We start from the raw sequence: 17,772 nt of genomic DNA on the forward strand, positions 1-17,772 counted from the left end.
ATACGTAGCGGTCTGGTTGAACCAGGCACTACAGGGATGCTCTCTGGGCGCGCTCGTTTTTGAGCTTTCCATAATTTCAACAAGCGAGGAGGACCGCCATGGGCGTGACCAATCGGTTGGCCTGTTACTCCGACCCCGCCGACCACTATTCCCACCGAGTACGCATCGTGCTCGCAGAGAAGGGTGTCAGCGCCGAGATCATCAGTGTGGAGGCAGGTCGTCATCCGCCGAAACTGATCGAAGTGAACCCTTACGGCAGCTTGCCCACCCTGGTCGATCGTGACCTGGCGTTGTGGGAGTCAACCGTGGTGATGGAATACCTGGATGAGCGTTACCCGCATCCGCCTTTGCTGCCGGTGTATCCGGTGGCGCGTGCCAACAGCCGCCTGCTGATCCATCGGATCCAGCGTGACTGGTGCGGGCTGGTGGATGTGATCCTGGATACGCGCAGTAAAGAAGCCGTTCGTGTGCAAGCGCGCAAGGAATTGCGCGAGAGCCTGACCGGCGTTTCGCCGCTGTTCGCCGACAAGCCTTTTTTCCTCAGTGAGGAACAAAGCTTGGTGGATTGCTGCCTATTACCCATACTCTGGCGCTTGCCGATCCTGGGCATTGAACTGCCACGGCCGGCCAAGCCGTTGCTTGATTACATGGAGCGCCAGTTTGCGCGTGAGGCTTTCCAGGCGAGTCTGTCTGGTGTCGAACGCGACATGCGCTAAGGCTTAAGGAGCCGCTGATGAACTCCAGTCGACCCTATTTGGTCCGCGCGCTCTATGAGTGGATTGTGGACAACGATTGCACCCCGCACATGCTGGTCAACTCTGAATTTCCCAAGGTTGACGTGCCGCAGGGTTTTGCCAGTGACGGGCAGATCGTGCTGAACGTATCACCGAGTGCAGTGCGTCACTTGCACATGGACAATGAAGCCGTCAGCTTCGAAGGGCGTTTTGGCGGCGTGCCGCATACGCTGTTCGTGCCGATTGGTGCCATCCTCGGGATCTATGCCCGGGAAAATGGCCAGGGCATGGTGTTTGATCTGGAATCGCCTTTCGAGGACGACGAAACGATCGAAGGCGAGGACGGTGATGATGTACCGCCACCAGACTCCGAGCCGCCGCGTCCAAGCGGTCGGCCAAGCCTGAAAGTGGTGAAGTAAGCGGCGTTCACCCTTGGGTGAAGTCTAAAAATGCCTCGGCCTGTGCCGGGGCATTTTTTTGCGCAAAGGATATGGATGAAAGTCGTGACAGAACGGTGATCGTACAACCGCCATGGGCTATGATGCGGACTCAAGTTCGCCGAGAAAGATCATTCGTCATGGAAAACGCCAACATCGCCCCTCGTCTTCCCCGCAAGCGCCGCAGCCTTGCCCAGGAATTGGTCACGGTGTTGTCCGAGCAGATCCGCGACGGCCAGCTCAAGCGTGGCGACAAGTTGCCCACCGAGTCGGCCATCATGGAAGCCCATGGGGTCAGCCGCACGGTGGTGCGTGAGGCTATCTCACGTTTGCAGGCGGCGGGGCAGGTGGAAACCCGCCACGGTATCGGCACCTTTGTGTTGGACACGCCAAGCCCGAGCGGTTTCCGGATCGACCCGGCCACGGTGGTGACACTGCGGGATGTGCTGGCGATTCTTGAGTTGCGTATCAGCCTGGAAGTGGAATCGGCTGGCCTTGCCGCGTTGCGCCGCAGTGACGAACAGCTGGCAGCCATGCGCGCGGCCCTTGATGCGTTGAATGAAAGCGCGGCCCACGCAGGGGATGCGGTGGCGTCAGACTTTGCGTTCCATCTGGAAATTGCGCTGTCCACCGGCAACCGCTACTTCACCGACATCATGACCCACCTGGGCACCAGCATCATTCCGCGTACCCGGCTGAATTCGGCGCGCCTGGCCCATGATGACCAGCAGCACTACATGGGCCGCCTGGGCCGCGAACACGAAGAGATTTATGAGGCGATTGCCCGCCAGGATTCGGATGCGGCCCGCGCGGCCATGCGCCTGCATTTGACCAACAGCCGTGAGCGGCTGCGCCATGCCCATGAAGAGGCAGAGGCGCAGCGCGGTTAACCGCCAAACACGCTCTAGTGTGGGAGCTGGCTTGCCTGCGATGGCTGAGTGTCAGGCAACTGATACTGTGTGCACGCACCGCTATCGCAGGCAAGCCAGCTCCCACATTTTGATCTCCTTGGCCTGGAGTTGATCGTTCCCACGCTCTGCGCAGGAATGCCGCCCTGGACGCTCCGCGTCCCGATGTGCGCGAGTATCTCAAGCCCCGTGCAAGGTGACGCAGAGCGTCACAGGATGTATTCCCACGCAGAGCGTGGGAACAATCATTCCGCGTACCCGCCTGAATTCGGATGCGGCCCGCGCGGCCATGCGCCTGCATTTGACCAACAGCCGTGAGCGGCTGCGCCATGCCCATGAAGAGGCAGAGGCGCAGCGCGGTTAACCGCCAAACACGCTCTAGTGTGGGAGCTGGCTTGCCTGCGATGGCTGAGTTTCAGGCAACTGATACTGTGTGCACGCACCGCTATCGCAGGCAAGCCAGCTCCCACATTTTGATCTCCTTGGCCTGGAGTTGATCGTTCCCACGCTCTGCGTGGGAATGCCGCCCTGGACGCTCCGCGTCCCGATGTGCGCGAGTATCTCAAGCCCCGTGCAAGGTGACGCAGAGCGTTACAGGATGTATTCCCACGCAGAGCGTGGGAACAATCATTCCGCGTACCCGCCTGAATTCGGACGCGGCCCGCGCGGCCATGCGCCTGCATTTGACCAACAGCCGTGAGCGGCTGCGCCATGCCCATGAAGAGGCGCAAGCACAGCGCGGTTAACCGCCAAACCCGTTCTAGTGTGGGAGCTGGCTTGCCTGCGATGGCTGAGTGTCAGGCAACTGATACTGTGTGCACGCACCGCTATCGCAGGCAAGCCAGCTCCCACATTTTGATCTCCTTGGCCTGGAGTTGATCGTTCCCACGCTCTGCGTGGGAATGCCGCCCTGGACGCTCCGCGTCCCGATGTGCGCGAGTATCTCAAGCCCCGTGCAAGGTGACGCAGAGCGTCACAGGATGTATTCCCACGCAGAGCGTGGGAATGATCAGTGGCAGGTCGGTTGGTACGATCAGTGTCAGGCCGGCTGGTTGGGCTTGTAGTCCTTGAGCAGCAGGTAAGTGCTCCAGCCCCACCAATCATTGGTCCAGTGCTTGTCGTTCAGGTCATTCACGTCCTTGCGGCGCAGCACTTTGTCACCCTCCAACTTGAACAGCGGCGAAAAGTTGTTCGCCGGGTTCTGCGCAGCATTCAGGTCCGGCACATACAGCGGTGCCTTGAAGCTGGCCGGGGAGGGCGCGACACCGCTGATAAAGGTCTCGAAGATCTCATCGGCCGAGGCCTGCACTGCACGTTTAACCATGGCCCGATTGTCCGCGTCGATCGCATCGAAGTAGCGCTTGTCCCCATAGGCGTGCCATTGATCACCCTTGGCATTGCGTACCTTGAGCCCGAACTTGCTGTCTTCGTCGTGCATGAAGCGGCTGATCAGTGAGCCCAACTCTCCTGGCGTGACCACCGCCGCCAATTGCTTGCGCGGCACGCGCAGGTGGCCGGCAGAAAACAGATCGGTCAAAAAGTGATCGGCAAAGCTGTTCATTGCATACGCCAGTTCCAGCGCCTGGTCGGTGCCAGTCTGGTGCGCGATGACCGCCTGTTGCAGTGCCGCCGTATGGCCGGCCAGGTACGCCGACAGCGCCCATTCGCCAAAGTGGTCGGCGTTGTCTGCTGCCAGCTTCAAGTAACGCCCCAGTGGAATCAGCGCCGAAACCGCACTGCCGCCGCCGGTAATGCGGTTCCATTCTTCGGACAACGTATCACCCAGCGCGTCATAGGCTTCATGGGGTTGTTTGCCGTCGCGGATGGCCTGGTTGACCGCGTTGATCTCCTTTTGCATGACTGCGAGGATTTTCCCGGCTTCTTCACGCGAGGCCGGTAGCACCGCCAGTGAGTTGAAAGCGGCGGTAAAACGTTGCACACGGTCGGCCGGGGAGGCGCCATCGCTGATGGCCTGGCCGGGAATGCCATAGAAGTCACCGCCCAGGGCAATCACTTGGCCGTAGGTCAGCGCCAGACCGTTGGGCAGGTGCAATTCGACTTGCCGCGCAGGAATCGCCGGGGCGTCCTTGACGAAACGCAGCAGCGTGTCATCGCCGATGGCAGTGTGTTCACCGCCTTCAAAACGTAGGGTGGGCGGTGTTTTTTCGGGTGCTGCGAGTTCAAGACCTGACATGTTAGCTCCTTGCTATGTCGTAGGAATCTTCCGTAATAACTGTATATGCATACAGTCATTCAGAGCATAGAGGAATAATTTCCTACGTCAAGAAGCTGCGTTTAAACACGTGCCTGCGGATGAAGCCCGATGAATTGCAGTTGACGAATCATTTTATAGTTGTACGATGACGTACGACATCATCAAAACCAACAACAACCTTTCGACAGAAAGTCTTCATCCAGGGTGTTCGAATAATGAATCCACAAGAACTGAAGTCCATCCTCTCCCACGGTCTGCTGTCTTTTCCGGTAACCGATTTCAATGCCCAGGGTGACTTCCACCAGGCGGGCTACATCAAGCGTCTGGAATGGCTGGCCCCTTATGGCGCCACCGCCTTGTTCGCCGCCGGCGGCACCGGTGAGTTTTTCTCCCTGGCCGCCAGCGAATATTCCCAAGTGGTGAAGACCGCTGTTGATACCTGCGCCACCAGCGTGCCGATCCTCGCCGGTGTCGGCGGTTCGACCCGTCAGGCCATCGAATATGCGCAGGAAGCCGAGCGTCTTGGCGCCAAAGGCTTGCTGCTGTTGCCGCACTACCTGACCGAAGCCAGCCAGGACGGCGTCGCCGCCCACGTTGAGGCCGTGTGCAAGTCGGTCAAAATCGGCGTAGTGGTCTACAACCGCAATGTTTGCCGCCTGACTGCACCCTTGCTCGAACGCCTGGCCGAGCGCTGCCCGAACCTGATCGGCTACAAAGATGGCCTGGGTGATATCGAGCTGATGGTGTCGATCCGCCGCCGTCTCGGCGACCGTTTCAGCTACCTCGGCGGCCTGCCGACTGCCGAGGTTTACGCCGCTGCCTACAAGGCCCTGGGCGTGCCGGTGTACTCCTCGGCGGTGTTCAACTTCATCCCGAAAACCGCGATGGACTTCTACCACGCGATTGCCCAGGACGATCACGCCACTGTTGCCAAAATCATCGACAACTTCTTCCTGCCTTACCTCGATATCCGCAACCGTAAAGCCGGTTACGCGGTGAGCATCGTCAAGGCGGGCGCCAAAATTGCTGGTTACGACGCAGGCCCGGTGCGCACGCCGCTGACCGACCTGCTGCCGGAAGAATACGAAGCCCTGGCCGCGCTGATCGACAAGCAAGGTCCGCAGTAACTTATCAACAAGGCCGCTGAGTAATCAGCGGCCTTTTGCGTCAGGAGAAGATTTGTGTCCCAAGCCAAACGTTTTGAAAACTACATCAATGGCGAGTGGGTGGCCGGTGCCGACTACTGCAATAACATCAATCCGTCGGAGTTGTCCGATGTCATTGGCGAATACGCCAAGGCCGATGTAGCCCAAGTCAACGCGGCCATCGATGCCGCCCGCGCCGCGTTCCCGGCCTGGTCGACGTCCGGCATCCAGGCACGCCACGATGCACTGGATAAAGTCGGCAGCGAAATTCTCGCCCGCCGCGAAGAACTTGGCACCTTGCTGGCTCGGGAAGAGGGCAAGACCCTGCCCGAAGCCATCGGCGAAGTGACCCGCGCCGGTAACATCTTCAAATTCTTCGCGGGCGAATGCCTGCGCTTGTCTGGCGATTACGTGCCATCGGTACGCCCAGGCGTGAATGTTGAAGTCACTCGCGAAGCCCTCGGTGTGGTCGGCCTGATCACGCCGTGGAACTTCCCGATTGCCATCCCTGCGTGGAAAATCGCTCCGGCCCTGGCCTACGGCAACTGCGTGGTGATCAAACCGGCAGAACTGGTGCCGGGTTGCGCCTGGGCCTTGGCCGAAATCATCTCCCGCGCCGGTTTCCCGGCCGGTGTGTTCAACCTGGTGATGGGCAGCGGCCGTGTGGTCGGCGATGTGTTGGTCAACAGCCCGAAAGTCGACGGCATCAGTTTTACCGGTTCGGTTGGCGTCGGGCGTCAGATCGCGGTCAGCTGCGTGTCGCGCCAGGCCAAAGTACAGTTGGAGATGGGCGGTAAAAACCCGCAGATCATCCTCGATGACGCCGACCTCAAACAGGCCGTCGAGCTGTCGGTACAGAGCGCGTTCTACTCCACCGGCCAGCGTTGCACCGCCTCCAGCCGCTTGATCGTCACCGCCGGTATCCACGACCAGTTCGTCGCGGCCATGGCCGAGCGCATGAAGTCGATCAAAGTCGGCCACGCGCTCAAAAGCGGCACAGACATTGGCCCGGTGGTCTCCCAGGCCCAGTTGGACCAGGACATGAAGTACATCGACATCGGCCAAAGCGAAGGCGCGCGGCTGGTCAGCGGTGGCGGCCTGGTGACCTGTGACACCGAAGGCTACTACCTGGCGCCGACGCTGTTTGCCGACAGCGAAGCCGCCATGCGTATCAGCCGTGAAGAGATCTTCGGCCCGGTGGCCAATGTGGTGCGTGTTGCGGATTACGAGGCGGCGCTGGCCATGGCCAATGACACCGAGTTCGGCCTGTCGGCGGGCATCGCCACCACCTCGCTCAAGTACGCCAACCACTTCAAGCGCCACTCCCAGGCCGGGATGGTGATGGTCAACCTGCCGACCGCTGGCGTGGATTATCACGTGCCGTTCGGTGGCCGAAAGGGTTCGTCCTATGGTTCGCGTGAGCAAGGTCGCTATGCGCAAGAGTTCTACACAGTGGTGAAAACCAGCTACATCGGTTCGTAATACCTGCGAGCCCTGCTTGTGTGGGAGCTGGCTTGCCTGCGATAGCATCACTGCGGTGTACCTGACACACCGCGGTGCCTGTATCGCAGGCAAGCCAGCTCCCACACAAAGCCGGTCCCGCATACAACAAGACCATTACCCGCAAAAAAAATAATTAGTGGGAGTACATCTTCATGCAAGCGACCAAGCCGACTCACGTCCGCTATTTGATCCTGCTCATGCTGTTCCTGGTGACCACGATCAACTACGCCGACCGAGCCACTATCGCCATCGCCGGCTCCAGCCTGCAAAAAGACCTCGGCATCGACGCGGTCACCCTCGGTTATATCTTCTCTGCATTCGGTTGGGCCTACGTGGCCGGGCAAATCCCCGGTGGCTGGCTGCTGGACCGGTTCGGTTCAAAAAAAATCTACGCGCTGAGCATCTTCACCTGGTCGTTGTTCACCGTGCTGCAAGGCTATGTGGGTGAGTTCGGGGTTTCCACCGCGATTGTTGCGCTGTTTATGCTGCGCTTTTTGGTGGGCCTGGCTGAGGCGCCTTCGTTTCCCGGAAACGCCCGTATTGTGGCGGCGTGGTTTCCTACGGCCGAACGCGGCACTGCTTCGGCGATTTTCAACTCGGCGCAGTACTTCGCTACGGTACTGTTTGCACCGCTGATGGGCTGGATCGTCTACAGCTTCGGCTGGCAGCACGTGTTTATTGTGATGGGCGGCATCGGCATCCTGTTCTCGCTGATCTGGCTGAAACTTATCCACAGCCCGCGCCAGCATCCGATGATCAACGAAGCCGAGTTCAACCACATCGCGGCCAACGGTGCGATGGTCGACATGGACCAGGACAAGACCAAAGGCCAGAAAACCGACGGGCCGAAGTGGGATTACATCCGCCAACTGCTCACCAACCGCATGATGCTCGGCGTGTACCTGGGCCAGTACTGCATCAATGGCATCACCTATTTCTTCCTGACCTGGTTCCCGGTGTATCTGGTGCAGGAGCGTGGCATGACCATTCTCAAGGCGGGGTTCATTGCATCCTTGCCGGCCATCTGCGGCTTTATCGGTGGCGTACTCGGCGGCGTGATTTCCGACTACCTGCTGCGCAAAGGCCATTCGCTGACGTTCGCGCGCAAGGCGCCGATCATTGCCGGCTTGTTGGTCTCCAGCAGCATCATCGCGTGTAACTACGTTGACGTTGAATGGATGGTGGTGGGCTTCATGGCTTTGGCCTTCTTCGGCAAAGGCGTTGGCGCACTGGGTTGGGCGGTGGTGTCCGACACCTCGCCGAAACAAATCGCCGGGCTCAGTGGCGGCTTGTTCAATATGTTTGGCAACCTGGCGTCCATCAGCACGCCGATCGTGATTGGTTACATCATCGCCACCACCGGCTCGTTCAAGTGGGCGTTGGTGTTCGTCGGCGCCAACGCGCTGTTGGCGGTGTTCAGCTACTTGGTGATCGTCGGCCCGATCAAGCGCGTGGTGCTCAAAGAGCCGCCAAGCAAAGGACCGGAACTGACTAACCTTACCCAAGCGCACTCCTGAGGGGCGATGTAATGCAGTTGATTGAACATGCCGACTCGCCGCGCTCGATTCGTTTGCACGCGCGCGACAATGTGGTGATCGTGGTGAACGACCAGGGCGTGCCGGCCGGCACCGAGTTTCCGGACGGCCTGGTCACCGTGGATTTCATTCCACAGAGCCACAAGGTGACCCTGGAAGATATCCCCGAAGGCGGTGAGATTATTCGCTACGGCCAGACCATCGGCTATGCGCTGGCGCCGATTCCGCGTGGCAGTTGGGTGCAGGAAGACCAATTGCGCATGCCGACTGCGCCGCCGCTGGACAGCTTGCCGCTGTCGACCGAGGTGCCAGCAAGGCAGGCGCCGTTGGAAGGCTTCACGTTTGAGGGCTACCGCAACGCTGACGGCACCGTGGGCACGCGCAATATCCTCGGCATCACCACCACGGTGCAATGCGTCACTGGTGTGCTGGACCATGCGGTCAAGCGCATCAAGGACGAGTTGCTGCCCAAGTACCCGCACGTTGACGACGTGGTGGCGCTGACCCACAGCTACGGCTGTGGCGTGGCCATCACCGCGACCGATGCCTACATCCCGATCCGCACCGTGCGCAACCTGGCGCGCAACCCGAACCTGGGCGGCGAAGCGCTGGTGATCAGCCTGGGCTGCGAAAAGCTGCAGGCCGGGCAGGTGATGCACGACAACGACAGTTCTGTCGACCTCAGTGAGCCTTGGCTGTACCGCTTGCAGGACTCCAGCCACGGGTTTACCGAAATGATCGAGCAGATCATGGCACTGGCCGAAACCCGCTTGAAGAAACTCGACCAGCGTCGCCGGGAAACCGTGCCGGCGTCCGAGCTGATCCTGGGCATGCAATGCGGCGGCAGTGATGCGTTTTCCGGCATCACCGCCAACCCGGCGTTGGGTTATGCCTCGGATTTGCTGTTGCGAGCCGGGGCGACGGTGATGTTTTCCGAAGTCACCGAAGTGCGCGACGCCATCTACCTGCTGACGTCGCGCGCCGAGAGCAAGGAAGTTGCCCAGGAACTTGTCAGGGAAATGGACTGGTACGACCGTTACCTGGCCAAGGGTGAGGCGGATCGCAGCGCCAACACCACGCCGGGTAACAAGAAGGGCGGGTTGTCGAACATTGTCGAGAAGTCCCTGGGCTCCATCGTCAAATCCGGCAGCAGCGCGATCAATGGCGTGCTTGGCCCGGGTGAGCGGTTCAAGGGCAAGGGCCTGATCTTTTGCGCCACGCCGGCCAGCGACTTTGTCTGTGGCACCTTGCAACTGGCGGCCGGGATGAACCTGCATGTGTTCACCACCGGGCGTGGCACGCCTTACGGGCTGGCGATGGCGCCGGTGGTGAAGGTCTCAACGCGCACGGAACTGGCGCAGCGCTGGCCGGACTTGATCGATATCGACGCCGGGCGTATCGCCACCGGGCGTGCGACCATCGAGGAGCTGGGCTGGGAGCTGTTCCACTTCTACCTGGATGTGGCCAGCGGCAAGAAACAGACGTGGGCGGAGCGGCATAAGCTGCATAACGACATCACCCTGTTCAACCCCGCGCCCATCACCTGAGACCAGCACGGACTCTGTGGTAGCTGGCTTGCCTGCGATGGCGGTGTATCAGTAACGAATGCATCGACTGACACTGCGCCATCGCAGGCAAGCCAGCTCCCACATTTGCTCGGGGTTGCCCAGACGAACCGGGCTGCATGGCTTATCATTAGCCACCTGACGACACCCACCAAGGTTCTCCCCGGCATGCTGGCTATCTTCCTCACCACCCTGACCATCACCGCGCCGGTGTTTGCCATGCTGTTTTTGGGTGTGCTGCTCAAGCGCATCAACTGGATCAACGACAACTTCATCCACGTTGCATCGTCGCTGGTGTTCAACGTCACCATGCCGGCGCTGCTGTTTCTCGGCATCCTCCACGCCGACCTGCATTCGGCGCTCAAACCCGGTTTGTTGATCTACTTTGCCGTTGCCACGCTGCTGAGCTTTGCTGTGGCCTGGGGCTGGGCGATCTTTCGCTGCCCGCGTGAAGACCGTGGCATTTATGCCCAGGGCGCGTTTCGCGGCAATAACGGCGTGATCGGCCTGGCGCTGGCGGCCAGCATGTACGGCGACTACGGCATCTCCCTTGGCGCGATTCTCGCGGCGCTGGTGATCCTGTTCTACAACACGCTGTCGACCATTGTGCTGGCGGTGTACAGCCCGGTGATCAAGTCCGACCCGTGGAGCATTTTCAAAAGCGTGATAGCCAACCCGCTGATCATCAGTGTGATCGTCGCCGCGCCGTTCGCGATCTTCAAGATCGGCTTGCCGGGGTGGCTGGAGTCGTCCGGGCAGTATCTGGCGGACATGACCTTGCCGCTGGCGCTGATCTGCATCGGCGGCACCTTGTCATTGGCGGCCTTGCGCAAAAGCGGGAGCATGGCCTTGAGTGCCAGCCTGGTGAAGATGATCGGCCTGCCGCTATTCGCGACGTTGGGCGCGTGGCTGCTGGGCTTTCGTGGGCCGGAATTGGGGATTTTGTTTCTGTATTTCGGCGCGCCGACGGCGGCGGCGAGTTTTGTCATGGCCAGGGCGGCTGAGGGCAACCATGAGTTGGCGGCGGCGATTATTGTGATCACCACGTTGATGGCGGCGGTGACCACCAATATCGGGATTTTTGTGTTGCAGGCGGGTGGGTGGATCTAAGGTTTGTGGTGTGCTTGAGGGCCAATCGCAGGCAAGCCAGCTCCCACATTTTGAATGTATTCACAGTTCAAATGTGGGAGCTGGCTTGCCTGCGATGGCTATCTAACAGTCACTACTGGTCTGCCTGATACGCCTCAATCACTTCCTGCGCCGCCCGAAACGCATCAATCGCCGCCGGCACACCCGCGTACACCGCGCAATGCAGCAGCGCTTCGCGAATCTCTTCCACCGTGCAGCCATTGTTCAGTGCGCCGCGCACGTGGCCCTTGAGTTCTTGCGGGCACTTGAGTGCGGTCAGGGCTGCCAGGGTGATCAGGCTGCGAGTCTTCAAGGGCAAGCCTTCGCGATTCCACACGCTGCCCCAGGCATGTTCGTTGACAAAATCCTGCAGCGGCTGGGTGAACTCGGTGGCGTTGCCCAGGGCGCGATCGACGAACACGTCGCCCATCACCTGGCGACGCATCTCAACCCCGGGCTTTCTCTGATCGGTCATTGCGCTTCCCTCTTGTGTTGGCGGCGCCAGGCTCGCAGCGTGCTGAGTACCAGAAACGCCACCAGCGCCGGCAGGACGTAATACAGCATCAGTTTTTCAAGACGGGTAGCCAAGGGCATGCCGAACGTGAACGAGACCACATGCAATGCGTACACCAGGTACAGGCCCAGAAAGACCAGGCCTTCGGCGCGGGTGACTCGGTAACCGGTGTAGAACACCGGCAGGCACAGCGCCACCACGCCGAGCATTACCGGCAAGTCGAAATCGAGGGCGTTGGGCGATACCGACAGCGGTGACGGCGCTACCAACGCGGTAAACCCCAGCACACCGAGCAGGTTGAACAGGCTGCTGCCGATCACATTGCCCACGGCAATCTCGCGCTCGCCGCGCACGGCGGCAATCAGCGAAGTGGCCAGGCACGGCAACGAAGTGCCGACGCCGATCAAGGTCAGGCCGACGATGCGCTCCGACAGGCCCAGGTCGCTCGCCACGTCCACCGCCGCGCCCAGCAGCAAATGCCCGGCCAGCACCAGAATCAGCAGCCCGCCGAGCATCAGCAACACGCTGCTCAACCACGGCGCTCTGGCCACGGTGTCCAGCGTGCGCGGGCGCCGGGAATGGCGGGTCTGGTAATGCAGCACACCCAGGTAGGCCACCAGCGCTGCGAGCAGTACCAGCCCGTCAACGGGCGTCAACGTTTCATTGGCTGACAGGGTAAACACCAGCAGCGCGGCGCAAATCATCACCGGGATGTCCAGGCGCACCAGTTGTCGCGACACCCGCAGCGGGATGATCAGCGCAGACAGGCCCAGGGTGACGAGGATGTTGAATATGCTGCTGCCGATCACGCTGCCCACGGCGATATCGGTATTGCCGGCCAGGGTGGCTTGCAGGCTGACGGTCATTTGCGGCGCGCTGCTGCCGAAGGCAACGATGCTCAAGCCGATGATCAGCGGCCGCACCTTGAGGCTGGCCGCCAGGCGCACGGCGGCGCGCACCAGGATTTCGGCGCCGAGAATCAGCAGCAGCAGGCCGCTGACCAATTCGAGCAGGCTGAAGGGCGAGAGGGCGGTGAGTACGGAAATGGCCAAGGCTCCTGTCAGTTGCTCAGCGCTTGCACGCGAACCCGTGCGGTGCCGCTGCCCAGCATACCGAGTTGCTCAGCCGCTTTGCGGGAAACATCGATCAGACGGCCACGGGTGTGCGGGCCGCGATCATTGATGCGCAGCACGACGGATCTGTTGTTGTCGAGATTGGTCACCTTGACCCGCGTGCCGAAGGGCAGGCGCCGATGGGCGGCGGTCAGGGCATTCTGGTTGAAGGGTTCACCGCTGGCGGTTCTATTGCCATGGTGCTTGGCGCCGTAATAGGAGGCGGTGCCGGTTTCGTCGTAGCCGTTGGGGTCGATGAGGCCGCTGGCGCAACCGGCCAACAGAGAGAACAGGGCCAGGAGGCCGAGTAGACGCTTCATGTTCAACAAACCCCCAATTGATCGTTCCCACGCTCTGCGTGGGAATGCAGCCCGTGACGCTCCGCGTCACAAAAGCGGACGCGGAGCGTCCAGTGAGGCGTTCCCACGCAGAGCGTGGGAACGATCAAGTGTCAGCCTTCGAGCTTGCTTTTGAGCAGTTCGTTCACCTGTTGCGGGTTGGCTTTGCCTTTGGAGGCTTTCATCGCCTGGCCGACAAAGAAGCCGAACATCTTGCTGCGCTTGGCTTCGTCTGCCGCACGGTATTGTTCAACTTGCTCGGCATTGGCGGCGAGCATCTCATCGAGCACGGCCGAAATAGCGCCGCTGTCGGTGACTTGCTTGAGGCCACGCTTCTCGATGATGTCGTCGGCGCTGCCTTCGCCTGCGGCCATCGCTTCAAACACGGTCTTGGCGATTTTGCCGGAGATAGTGTTGTCTTTGATGCGCAGCAGCATGCCGCCCAACTGCTCGGCGGTCACCGGGGCTTCGTCGATCTCCAGGCCCTGTTTGTTCAACAGGCTGCCCAGCTCAACCATCACCCAGTTGGCCGCCAGCTTGGCGTCGCCGGCAATGCTCACGACTTTTTCGAAGTAGTTGGCTTGCTCACGGCTGGAGGCCAATACGCTGGCATCGTAGACCGACAGGCCGAACTGTTCCTGGAAACGCTCGCGTTTTTGCGGCGGCAGTTCCGGCAGGGTGGCACGCACGTCATTGAGGAACGAGTCCTCAATGATCACCGGCAACAGGTCCGGGTCGGGGAAGTAACGGTAGTCGTTGGCTTCCTCTTTGCTGCGCATGGCGCGGGTTTCGTCTTTGTTCGGGTCGTACAGGCGCGTTTGCTGGATCACCTTGCCGCCGTCTTCGATCAGCTCGATCTGGCGACGCACTTCGGTGTTGATCGCCTTCTCGATGAAGCGGAACGAGTTGACGTTCTTGATCTCGCAGCGTGTGCCGTACTCGGCCTGGCCTTTTGGCCGCACCGACACGTTGCAGTCGCAACGCAGCGAACCTTCGGCCATGTTGCCGTCGCAGATGCCCAAGTAGCGCACCAGCGCGTGGATGGTCTTGACGTAGGCCACGGCTTCCTTGGCGCTGCGCATGTCCGGCTCGGAAACGATCTCCAGCAGCGGCGTACCGGCGCGGTTCAGGTCGATACCGGTGGCGCCGTTGAATTCTTCATGCAGGCTCTTGCCGGCATCTTCTTCCAGGTGCGCACGGGTCACGCCGACACGCTTGATGGTGCCGTCTTCCAGCGGGATATCCAGGTAGCCCTTGCCGACGATCGGCAATTCCATCTGGCTGATCTGGTAGCCCTTGGGCAGGTCCGGGTAGAAGTAGTTCTTGCGCGCGAACACGTTGTGCTGGCCGATCTCGGCGTCAATCGCCAGGCCGAACATCACCGCCATGCGCACCGCTTCCTCGTTCAGCACTGGCAGTACGCCGGGCATGCCCAGGTCGACCAGGCTGGCCTGGGTGTTGGGTTCTGCGCCGAACGTGGTGGCGCTACCGGAGAAAATCTTCGATTGGGTGGCGAGCTGGGTATGAATCTCCAGCCCGATCACAACTTCCCATTGCATAGTGTTCTCCTCAGAAGCCGGTAGGGGTGCGAGTGTGCCAGTCGGTGTTCAACTGGTACTGGTGCGCCACATTGAGCAGGCGGCCTTCCTGGAAATACGGGGCGAGCAATTGCACGCCGACCGGCAGGCCATCGACGAAACCTGCGGGCATGGACAAGCCCGGCAAGCCCGCGAGGTTGGCGGTGATGGTGTAGAGGTCTTCCAGGTACTCGGCGATCGGGTCGCCGGTCTTGGCGCCGATCTTCCAGGCCGGGTTCGGCGTGGTCGGGCCGAGGATCACGTCGACTTCTTCAAAGGCGGCCATGAAGTCGTTCTTGATCAGGCGACGGATCTTTTGCGCCTTGAGGTAGTACGCGTCGTAGTAACCGGCGGAAAGCGCGTAGGCACCGACCATGATCCGGCGTTGTACTTCGGCACCGAAGCCTTCGCCACGGGAGCGTTTGTACAGGTCGGTAAGGTCTTTCGGGTTTTCGCAGCGGTAGCCGAAGCGCACGCCGTCGAAACGCGACAGGTTCGAGGAGGCTTCTGCCGGCGCGATCACGTAGTACGCAGGAATCGCGTGCTGGTTGTTCGGCAGGCTGATTTCCTTGATCACGGCACCGAGCTTTTCCAGCTCTTTAATGCTGTTGTGCACCAGTTCGGCGATACGCGGGTCGAGACCGGCGCTGAAATACTCTTTCGGCACGCCGATACGCAGGCCTTTAAGCGAGGTATTAAGGCTGGCGCTGTAGTCCGGCACCGGCTCATCGATGCTGGTGGAGTCCTGTTTATCGAACCCGGCCATACCTTGTAACAATATTGCGCAGTCTTCAGCCGTGCGTGCCAGCGGGCCGCCCTGATCGAGGCTGGAGGCATAGGCAATCATGCCCCAACGGGAAACGCGACCGTAGGTCGGCTTCAAACCAGTGAGGTTGGTGAAAGCGGCGGGCTGGCGGATCGAGCCGCCGGTGTCGGTGGCCGTGGCCGCCGGCAGGAAACGCGCGGCAACAGCAGCAGCCGAGCCGCCGGAGGAACCGCCGGGCACGTGCTCCAGGTTCCACGGGTTTTTTACCGCACCGTAGTAGCTCGACTCGTTGGCCGAACCCATGGCGAATTCGTCCATGTTGGTCTTGCCCAGGGTCACGGCCCCGGCGGCCGCCAGCTTGGACACTACGGTGGCATCGTAGGGTGCCTTGAAGTTGTCGAGCATCTTCGAGCCGCAGCTGGTGCGAATGCCCTGGGTGCAGAACAGGTCTTTGTGGGCGATGGGTGCGCCCAGCAGTGCGCCGTTTTCACCGTTGGCGCGACGTGCGTCGGCGGCCTTGGCCTGGCTCAGGGCCAGTTCCTCGGTGAGGCTGATAAAGCTGTTGACCTTGGGGTCCAGCGCGGCAATTCGCGCCAGCAGGGTCTGGGTCAGCTCTTCGGAAGAAAACTTTTTGTCGGCGAGACCGCGGGCGATCTCGGCCAGAGTCATGTGATGCATGAAAGGCTCTTTCCCTTTAGTCGATGACTTTCGGAACCAGGTACAGGCCGTTTTCGACCGCTGGCGCGATGGACTGGTAGGCCTCGCGATTATTTCGCTCGGTCACAACGTCTGCACGCAGGCGCTGGCTGGCTTCCAGCGGGTGAGCCAGGGGCTCGATGCCGTCGGTATTTACGGCCTGCATTTGGTCGACCAGCCCGAGAATGCTGTTCAGGGCTGCGGTGGTCTGTGGAAGATCGGCGTCATTAAGGCCAAGCGAGGCCAGATGCGCGATTTTTTCCACGTCGGAGCGTTCAAGCGCCATGGGTTTCTCCAGTGGAAAACAGAACGGAGGGCATCCGTGTGTTAGATTGTCGGAACACTACCGCATTTCTACGGTCATAAGGCCGCGATTGTGGGGGTTGGTGCACAGAAAGTCGGCCAATTTAGCACATTGGCGCCTTGCCCAAAATCCCTGTCGTTGTTAGAGTTTGCCGCACTTTTTTACCCACGCGTTGCCTAGGGTCCTTTCCCCATGTTCAAGAAACTGCGTGGCATGTTTTCCAGCGATCTTTCCATTGACCTGGGCACTGCCAACACCCTTATTTACGTGCGCGAGCGCGGTATCGTTCTGAATGAGCCATCGGTTGTGGCCATTCGGACCCATGGTAATCAGAAAAGTGTCGTTGCCGTAGGCACCGAGGCCAAGCGCATGCTCGGCCGTACACCAGGCAATATTGCTGCCATTCGTCCGATGAAAGACGGCGTGATCGCCGACTTCAGCGTCTGCGAAAAGATGCTGCAGTACTTCATCAACAAAGTTCACGAAAACAGTTTTCTGCAGCCCAGCCCTCGTGTGCTGATCTGCGTTCCGTGCAAGTCCACCCAGGTGGAGCGTCGTGCCATCCGTGAATCGGCCCTTGGTGCCGGTGCCCGTGAAGTGTTCCTGATCGAAGAGCCTATGGCTGCCGCAATCGGCGCCGGCCTGCCGGTTGAGGAAGCACGCGGTTCGATGGTGGTGGATATCGGTGGTGGTACTACCGAGATCGCCCTGATTTCCCTGAACGGTGTGGTGTATGCCGAATCCGTGCGTGTAGGCGGCGACCGTTTCGACGAAGCGATCATCACGTATGTACGCCGTAACTACGGCAGCCTGATCGGTGAGTCCACTGCTGAGCGCATCAAGCAGGAAATCGGCACCGCTTACCCGGGCGGCGAAGTTCGCGAAGTCGACGTTCGTGGTCGCAACCTGGCCGAAGGCGTTCCACGTGCCTTCACCCTGAACTCCAATGAAGTGCTGGAAGCTCTGCAAGAGTCCCTGGCCACCATCGTTCAGGCTGTGAAAAGCGCCCTGGAGCAATCGCCGCCGGAACTGGCTTCCGATATCGCCGAGCGTGGCCTGGTGCTGACCGGTGGTGGCGCCTTGCTGCGCGACCTCGACAAGCTGCTGGCCCAGGAAACCGGCCTGCCGGTGATCGTCGCCGAAGACCCGCTGACCTGCGTTGCCCGTGGCGGTGGTCGTGCACTGGAAATGATGGATAAACACACCATGGACCTGCTCTCCAGCGAATAAGATCGTTGGTTGCACCATGCTTCGCCCGCAGGCAGCACTTTGCAGTGCTGCCTGTTGGCGTTTAT

At 60.5% G+C, this 17,772-nt stretch carries 16 protein-coding genes and 2 pseudogenes; 11 read left to right on the forward strand and 7 right to left on the reverse strand.

What is annotated here, in order from left to right:
* Positions 1-98: 98 nt before the first annotated feature.
* The 5 genes and pseudogenes from HU759_RS05315 to HU759_RS05335 all read left to right on the forward strand — a co-directional run.
* Entirely contained in the window at positions 99-716 is a 618-nt protein-coding gene (locus HU759_RS05315) for a glutathione S-transferase N-terminal domain-containing protein (RefSeq protein WP_017138266.1), read from the forward strand.
* 17 nt (positions 717-733) lie between these two features.
* Positions 734-1,153, forward strand: coding sequence for a ClpXP protease specificity-enhancing factor (locus tag HU759_RS05320; RefSeq protein WP_017138265.1), 420 nt, complete (start codon positions 734-736; stop codon positions 1,151-1,153).
* Between the two features lie 158 nt (positions 1,154-1,311).
* Positions 1,312-2,061 carry a FadR/GntR family transcriptional regulator gene (locus HU759_RS05325; RefSeq protein WP_177033675.1) on the forward strand — a complete coding sequence of 250 codons (750 nt, stop codon included), beginning with the start codon at positions 1,312-1,314 and terminating at the stop codon, positions 2,059-2,061.
* Positions 2,062-2,338: 277 nt separating this feature from the next.
* A pseudogene (locus HU759_RS05330) lies at positions 2,339-2,443 on the forward strand (GntR family transcriptional regulator); the annotation flags it as partial.
* A 277-nt stretch (positions 2,444-2,720) separates the two neighbouring features.
* Positions 2,721-2,825 (forward strand): annotated as a pseudogene (locus HU759_RS05335) (GntR family transcriptional regulator); the annotation flags it as partial.
* 293 nt (positions 2,826-3,118) lie between these two features.
* Here HU759_RS05335 and HU759_RS05340 read toward each other — a convergent pair.
* Complete coding sequence (locus HU759_RS05340; protein WP_170036263.1) at positions 3,119-4,273, reverse strand: phospholipase; 1,155 nt, start codon at positions 4,271-4,273, stop codon at positions 3,119-3,121.
* Positions 4,274-4,509: 236 nt separating this feature from the next.
* Here HU759_RS05340 and kdgD point away from each other — a divergent pair, with 236 nt between their 5' ends.
* From kdgD to HU759_RS05365, 5 genes are all read left to right on the forward strand, one after another.
* On the forward strand, positions 4,510-5,421 hold the full coding sequence (kdgD, locus tag HU759_RS05345) for a 5-dehydro-4-deoxyglucarate dehydratase (protein ID WP_017138261.1): 912 nt from the start codon (positions 4,510-4,512) through the stop codon (positions 5,419-5,421).
* 54 nt (positions 5,422-5,475) lie between these two features.
* On the forward strand, positions 5,476-6,921 hold the full coding sequence (locus HU759_RS05350; RefSeq protein WP_017138260.1) for an aldehyde dehydrogenase family protein: 1,446 nt from the start codon (positions 5,476-5,478) through the stop codon (positions 6,919-6,921).
* A 173-nt stretch (positions 6,922-7,094) separates the two neighbouring features.
* Positions 7,095-8,459 carry an MFS transporter gene (locus HU759_RS05355; protein WP_099548377.1) on the forward strand — a complete coding sequence of 455 codons (1,365 nt, stop codon included), beginning with the start codon at positions 7,095-7,097 and terminating at the stop codon, positions 8,457-8,459.
* Between the two features lie 11 nt (positions 8,460-8,470).
* Positions 8,471-10,024 (forward strand): galactarate dehydratase, encoded by a 1,554-nt coding sequence (gene garD, locus HU759_RS05360; protein WP_170036265.1) that lies wholly within the window; start codon positions 8,471-8,473, stop codon positions 10,022-10,024.
* A gap of 186 nt (positions 10,025-10,210) precedes the next feature.
* Positions 10,211-11,152 (forward strand): AEC family transporter, encoded by a 942-nt coding sequence (locus HU759_RS05365; RefSeq protein WP_170036267.1) that lies wholly within the window; start codon positions 10,211-10,213, stop codon positions 11,150-11,152.
* Positions 11,153-11,264: 112 nt separating this feature from the next.
* On the opposite strand, the gene HU759_RS05370 is transcribed toward HU759_RS05365, so the two are convergent.
* The 6 genes from HU759_RS05370 to gatC all read right to left on the reverse strand — a co-directional run bounded on the left by HU759_RS05370 (position 11,265) and on the right by gatC (position 16,459).
* Positions 11,265-11,645 carry a carboxymuconolactone decarboxylase family protein gene (locus HU759_RS05370; protein ID WP_017138256.1) on the reverse strand — a complete coding sequence of 127 codons (381 nt, stop codon included), beginning with the start codon at positions 11,643-11,645 and terminating at the stop codon, positions 11,265-11,267.
* A complete protein-coding gene (locus HU759_RS05375; protein ID WP_032865800.1) occupies positions 11,642-12,688 on the reverse strand; it encodes a calcium/sodium antiporter in 1,047 nt (348 codons plus the stop codon). Before HU759_RS05375 ends, HU759_RS05370 begins: the two co-directional genes overlap by 4 nt.
* A gap of 56 nt (positions 12,689-12,744) precedes the next feature.
* Positions 12,745-13,116: a septal ring lytic transglycosylase RlpA family protein gene (locus tag HU759_RS05380; protein ID WP_026013786.1), complete on the reverse strand. Its 372-nt coding sequence runs from the start codon at positions 13,114-13,116 to the stop codon at positions 12,745-12,747.
* A gap of 131 nt (positions 13,117-13,247) precedes the next feature.
* Entirely contained in the window at positions 13,248-14,693 is a 1,446-nt protein-coding gene (gatB, locus tag HU759_RS05385) for an Asp-tRNA(Asn)/Glu-tRNA(Gln) amidotransferase subunit GatB (RefSeq protein ID WP_099548380.1), read from the reverse strand.
* 10 nt (positions 14,694-14,703) lie between these two features.
* Positions 14,704-16,155 carry an Asp-tRNA(Asn)/Glu-tRNA(Gln) amidotransferase subunit GatA gene (gene gatA, locus HU759_RS05390; protein WP_065911562.1) on the reverse strand — a complete coding sequence of 484 codons (1,452 nt, stop codon included), beginning with the start codon at positions 16,153-16,155 and terminating at the stop codon, positions 14,704-14,706.
* 16 nt (positions 16,156-16,171) lie between these two features.
* Positions 16,172-16,459, reverse strand: a complete 288-nt coding sequence (gatC, locus tag HU759_RS05395; protein WP_003188556.1) for an Asp-tRNA(Asn)/Glu-tRNA(Gln) amidotransferase subunit GatC — start codon at positions 16,457-16,459, stop codon at positions 16,172-16,174.
* A gap of 210 nt (positions 16,460-16,669) precedes the next feature.
* Here gatC and mreB point away from each other — a divergent pair, with 210 nt between their 5' ends.
* Positions 16,670-17,707, forward strand: coding sequence for a rod shape-determining protein MreB (gene mreB, locus HU759_RS05400; RefSeq protein ID WP_002555108.1), 1,038 nt, complete (start codon positions 16,670-16,672; stop codon positions 17,705-17,707).
* Positions 17,708-17,772: the final 65 nt, after the last annotated feature.

The sequence above is a fragment of the Pseudomonas sp. OE 28.3 genome, assembly GCF_014268205.2.
GTDB classification, from domain to species: Bacteria; Pseudomonadota; Gammaproteobacteria; order Pseudomonadales; family Pseudomonadaceae; genus Aquipseudomonas; species Aquipseudomonas edaphica.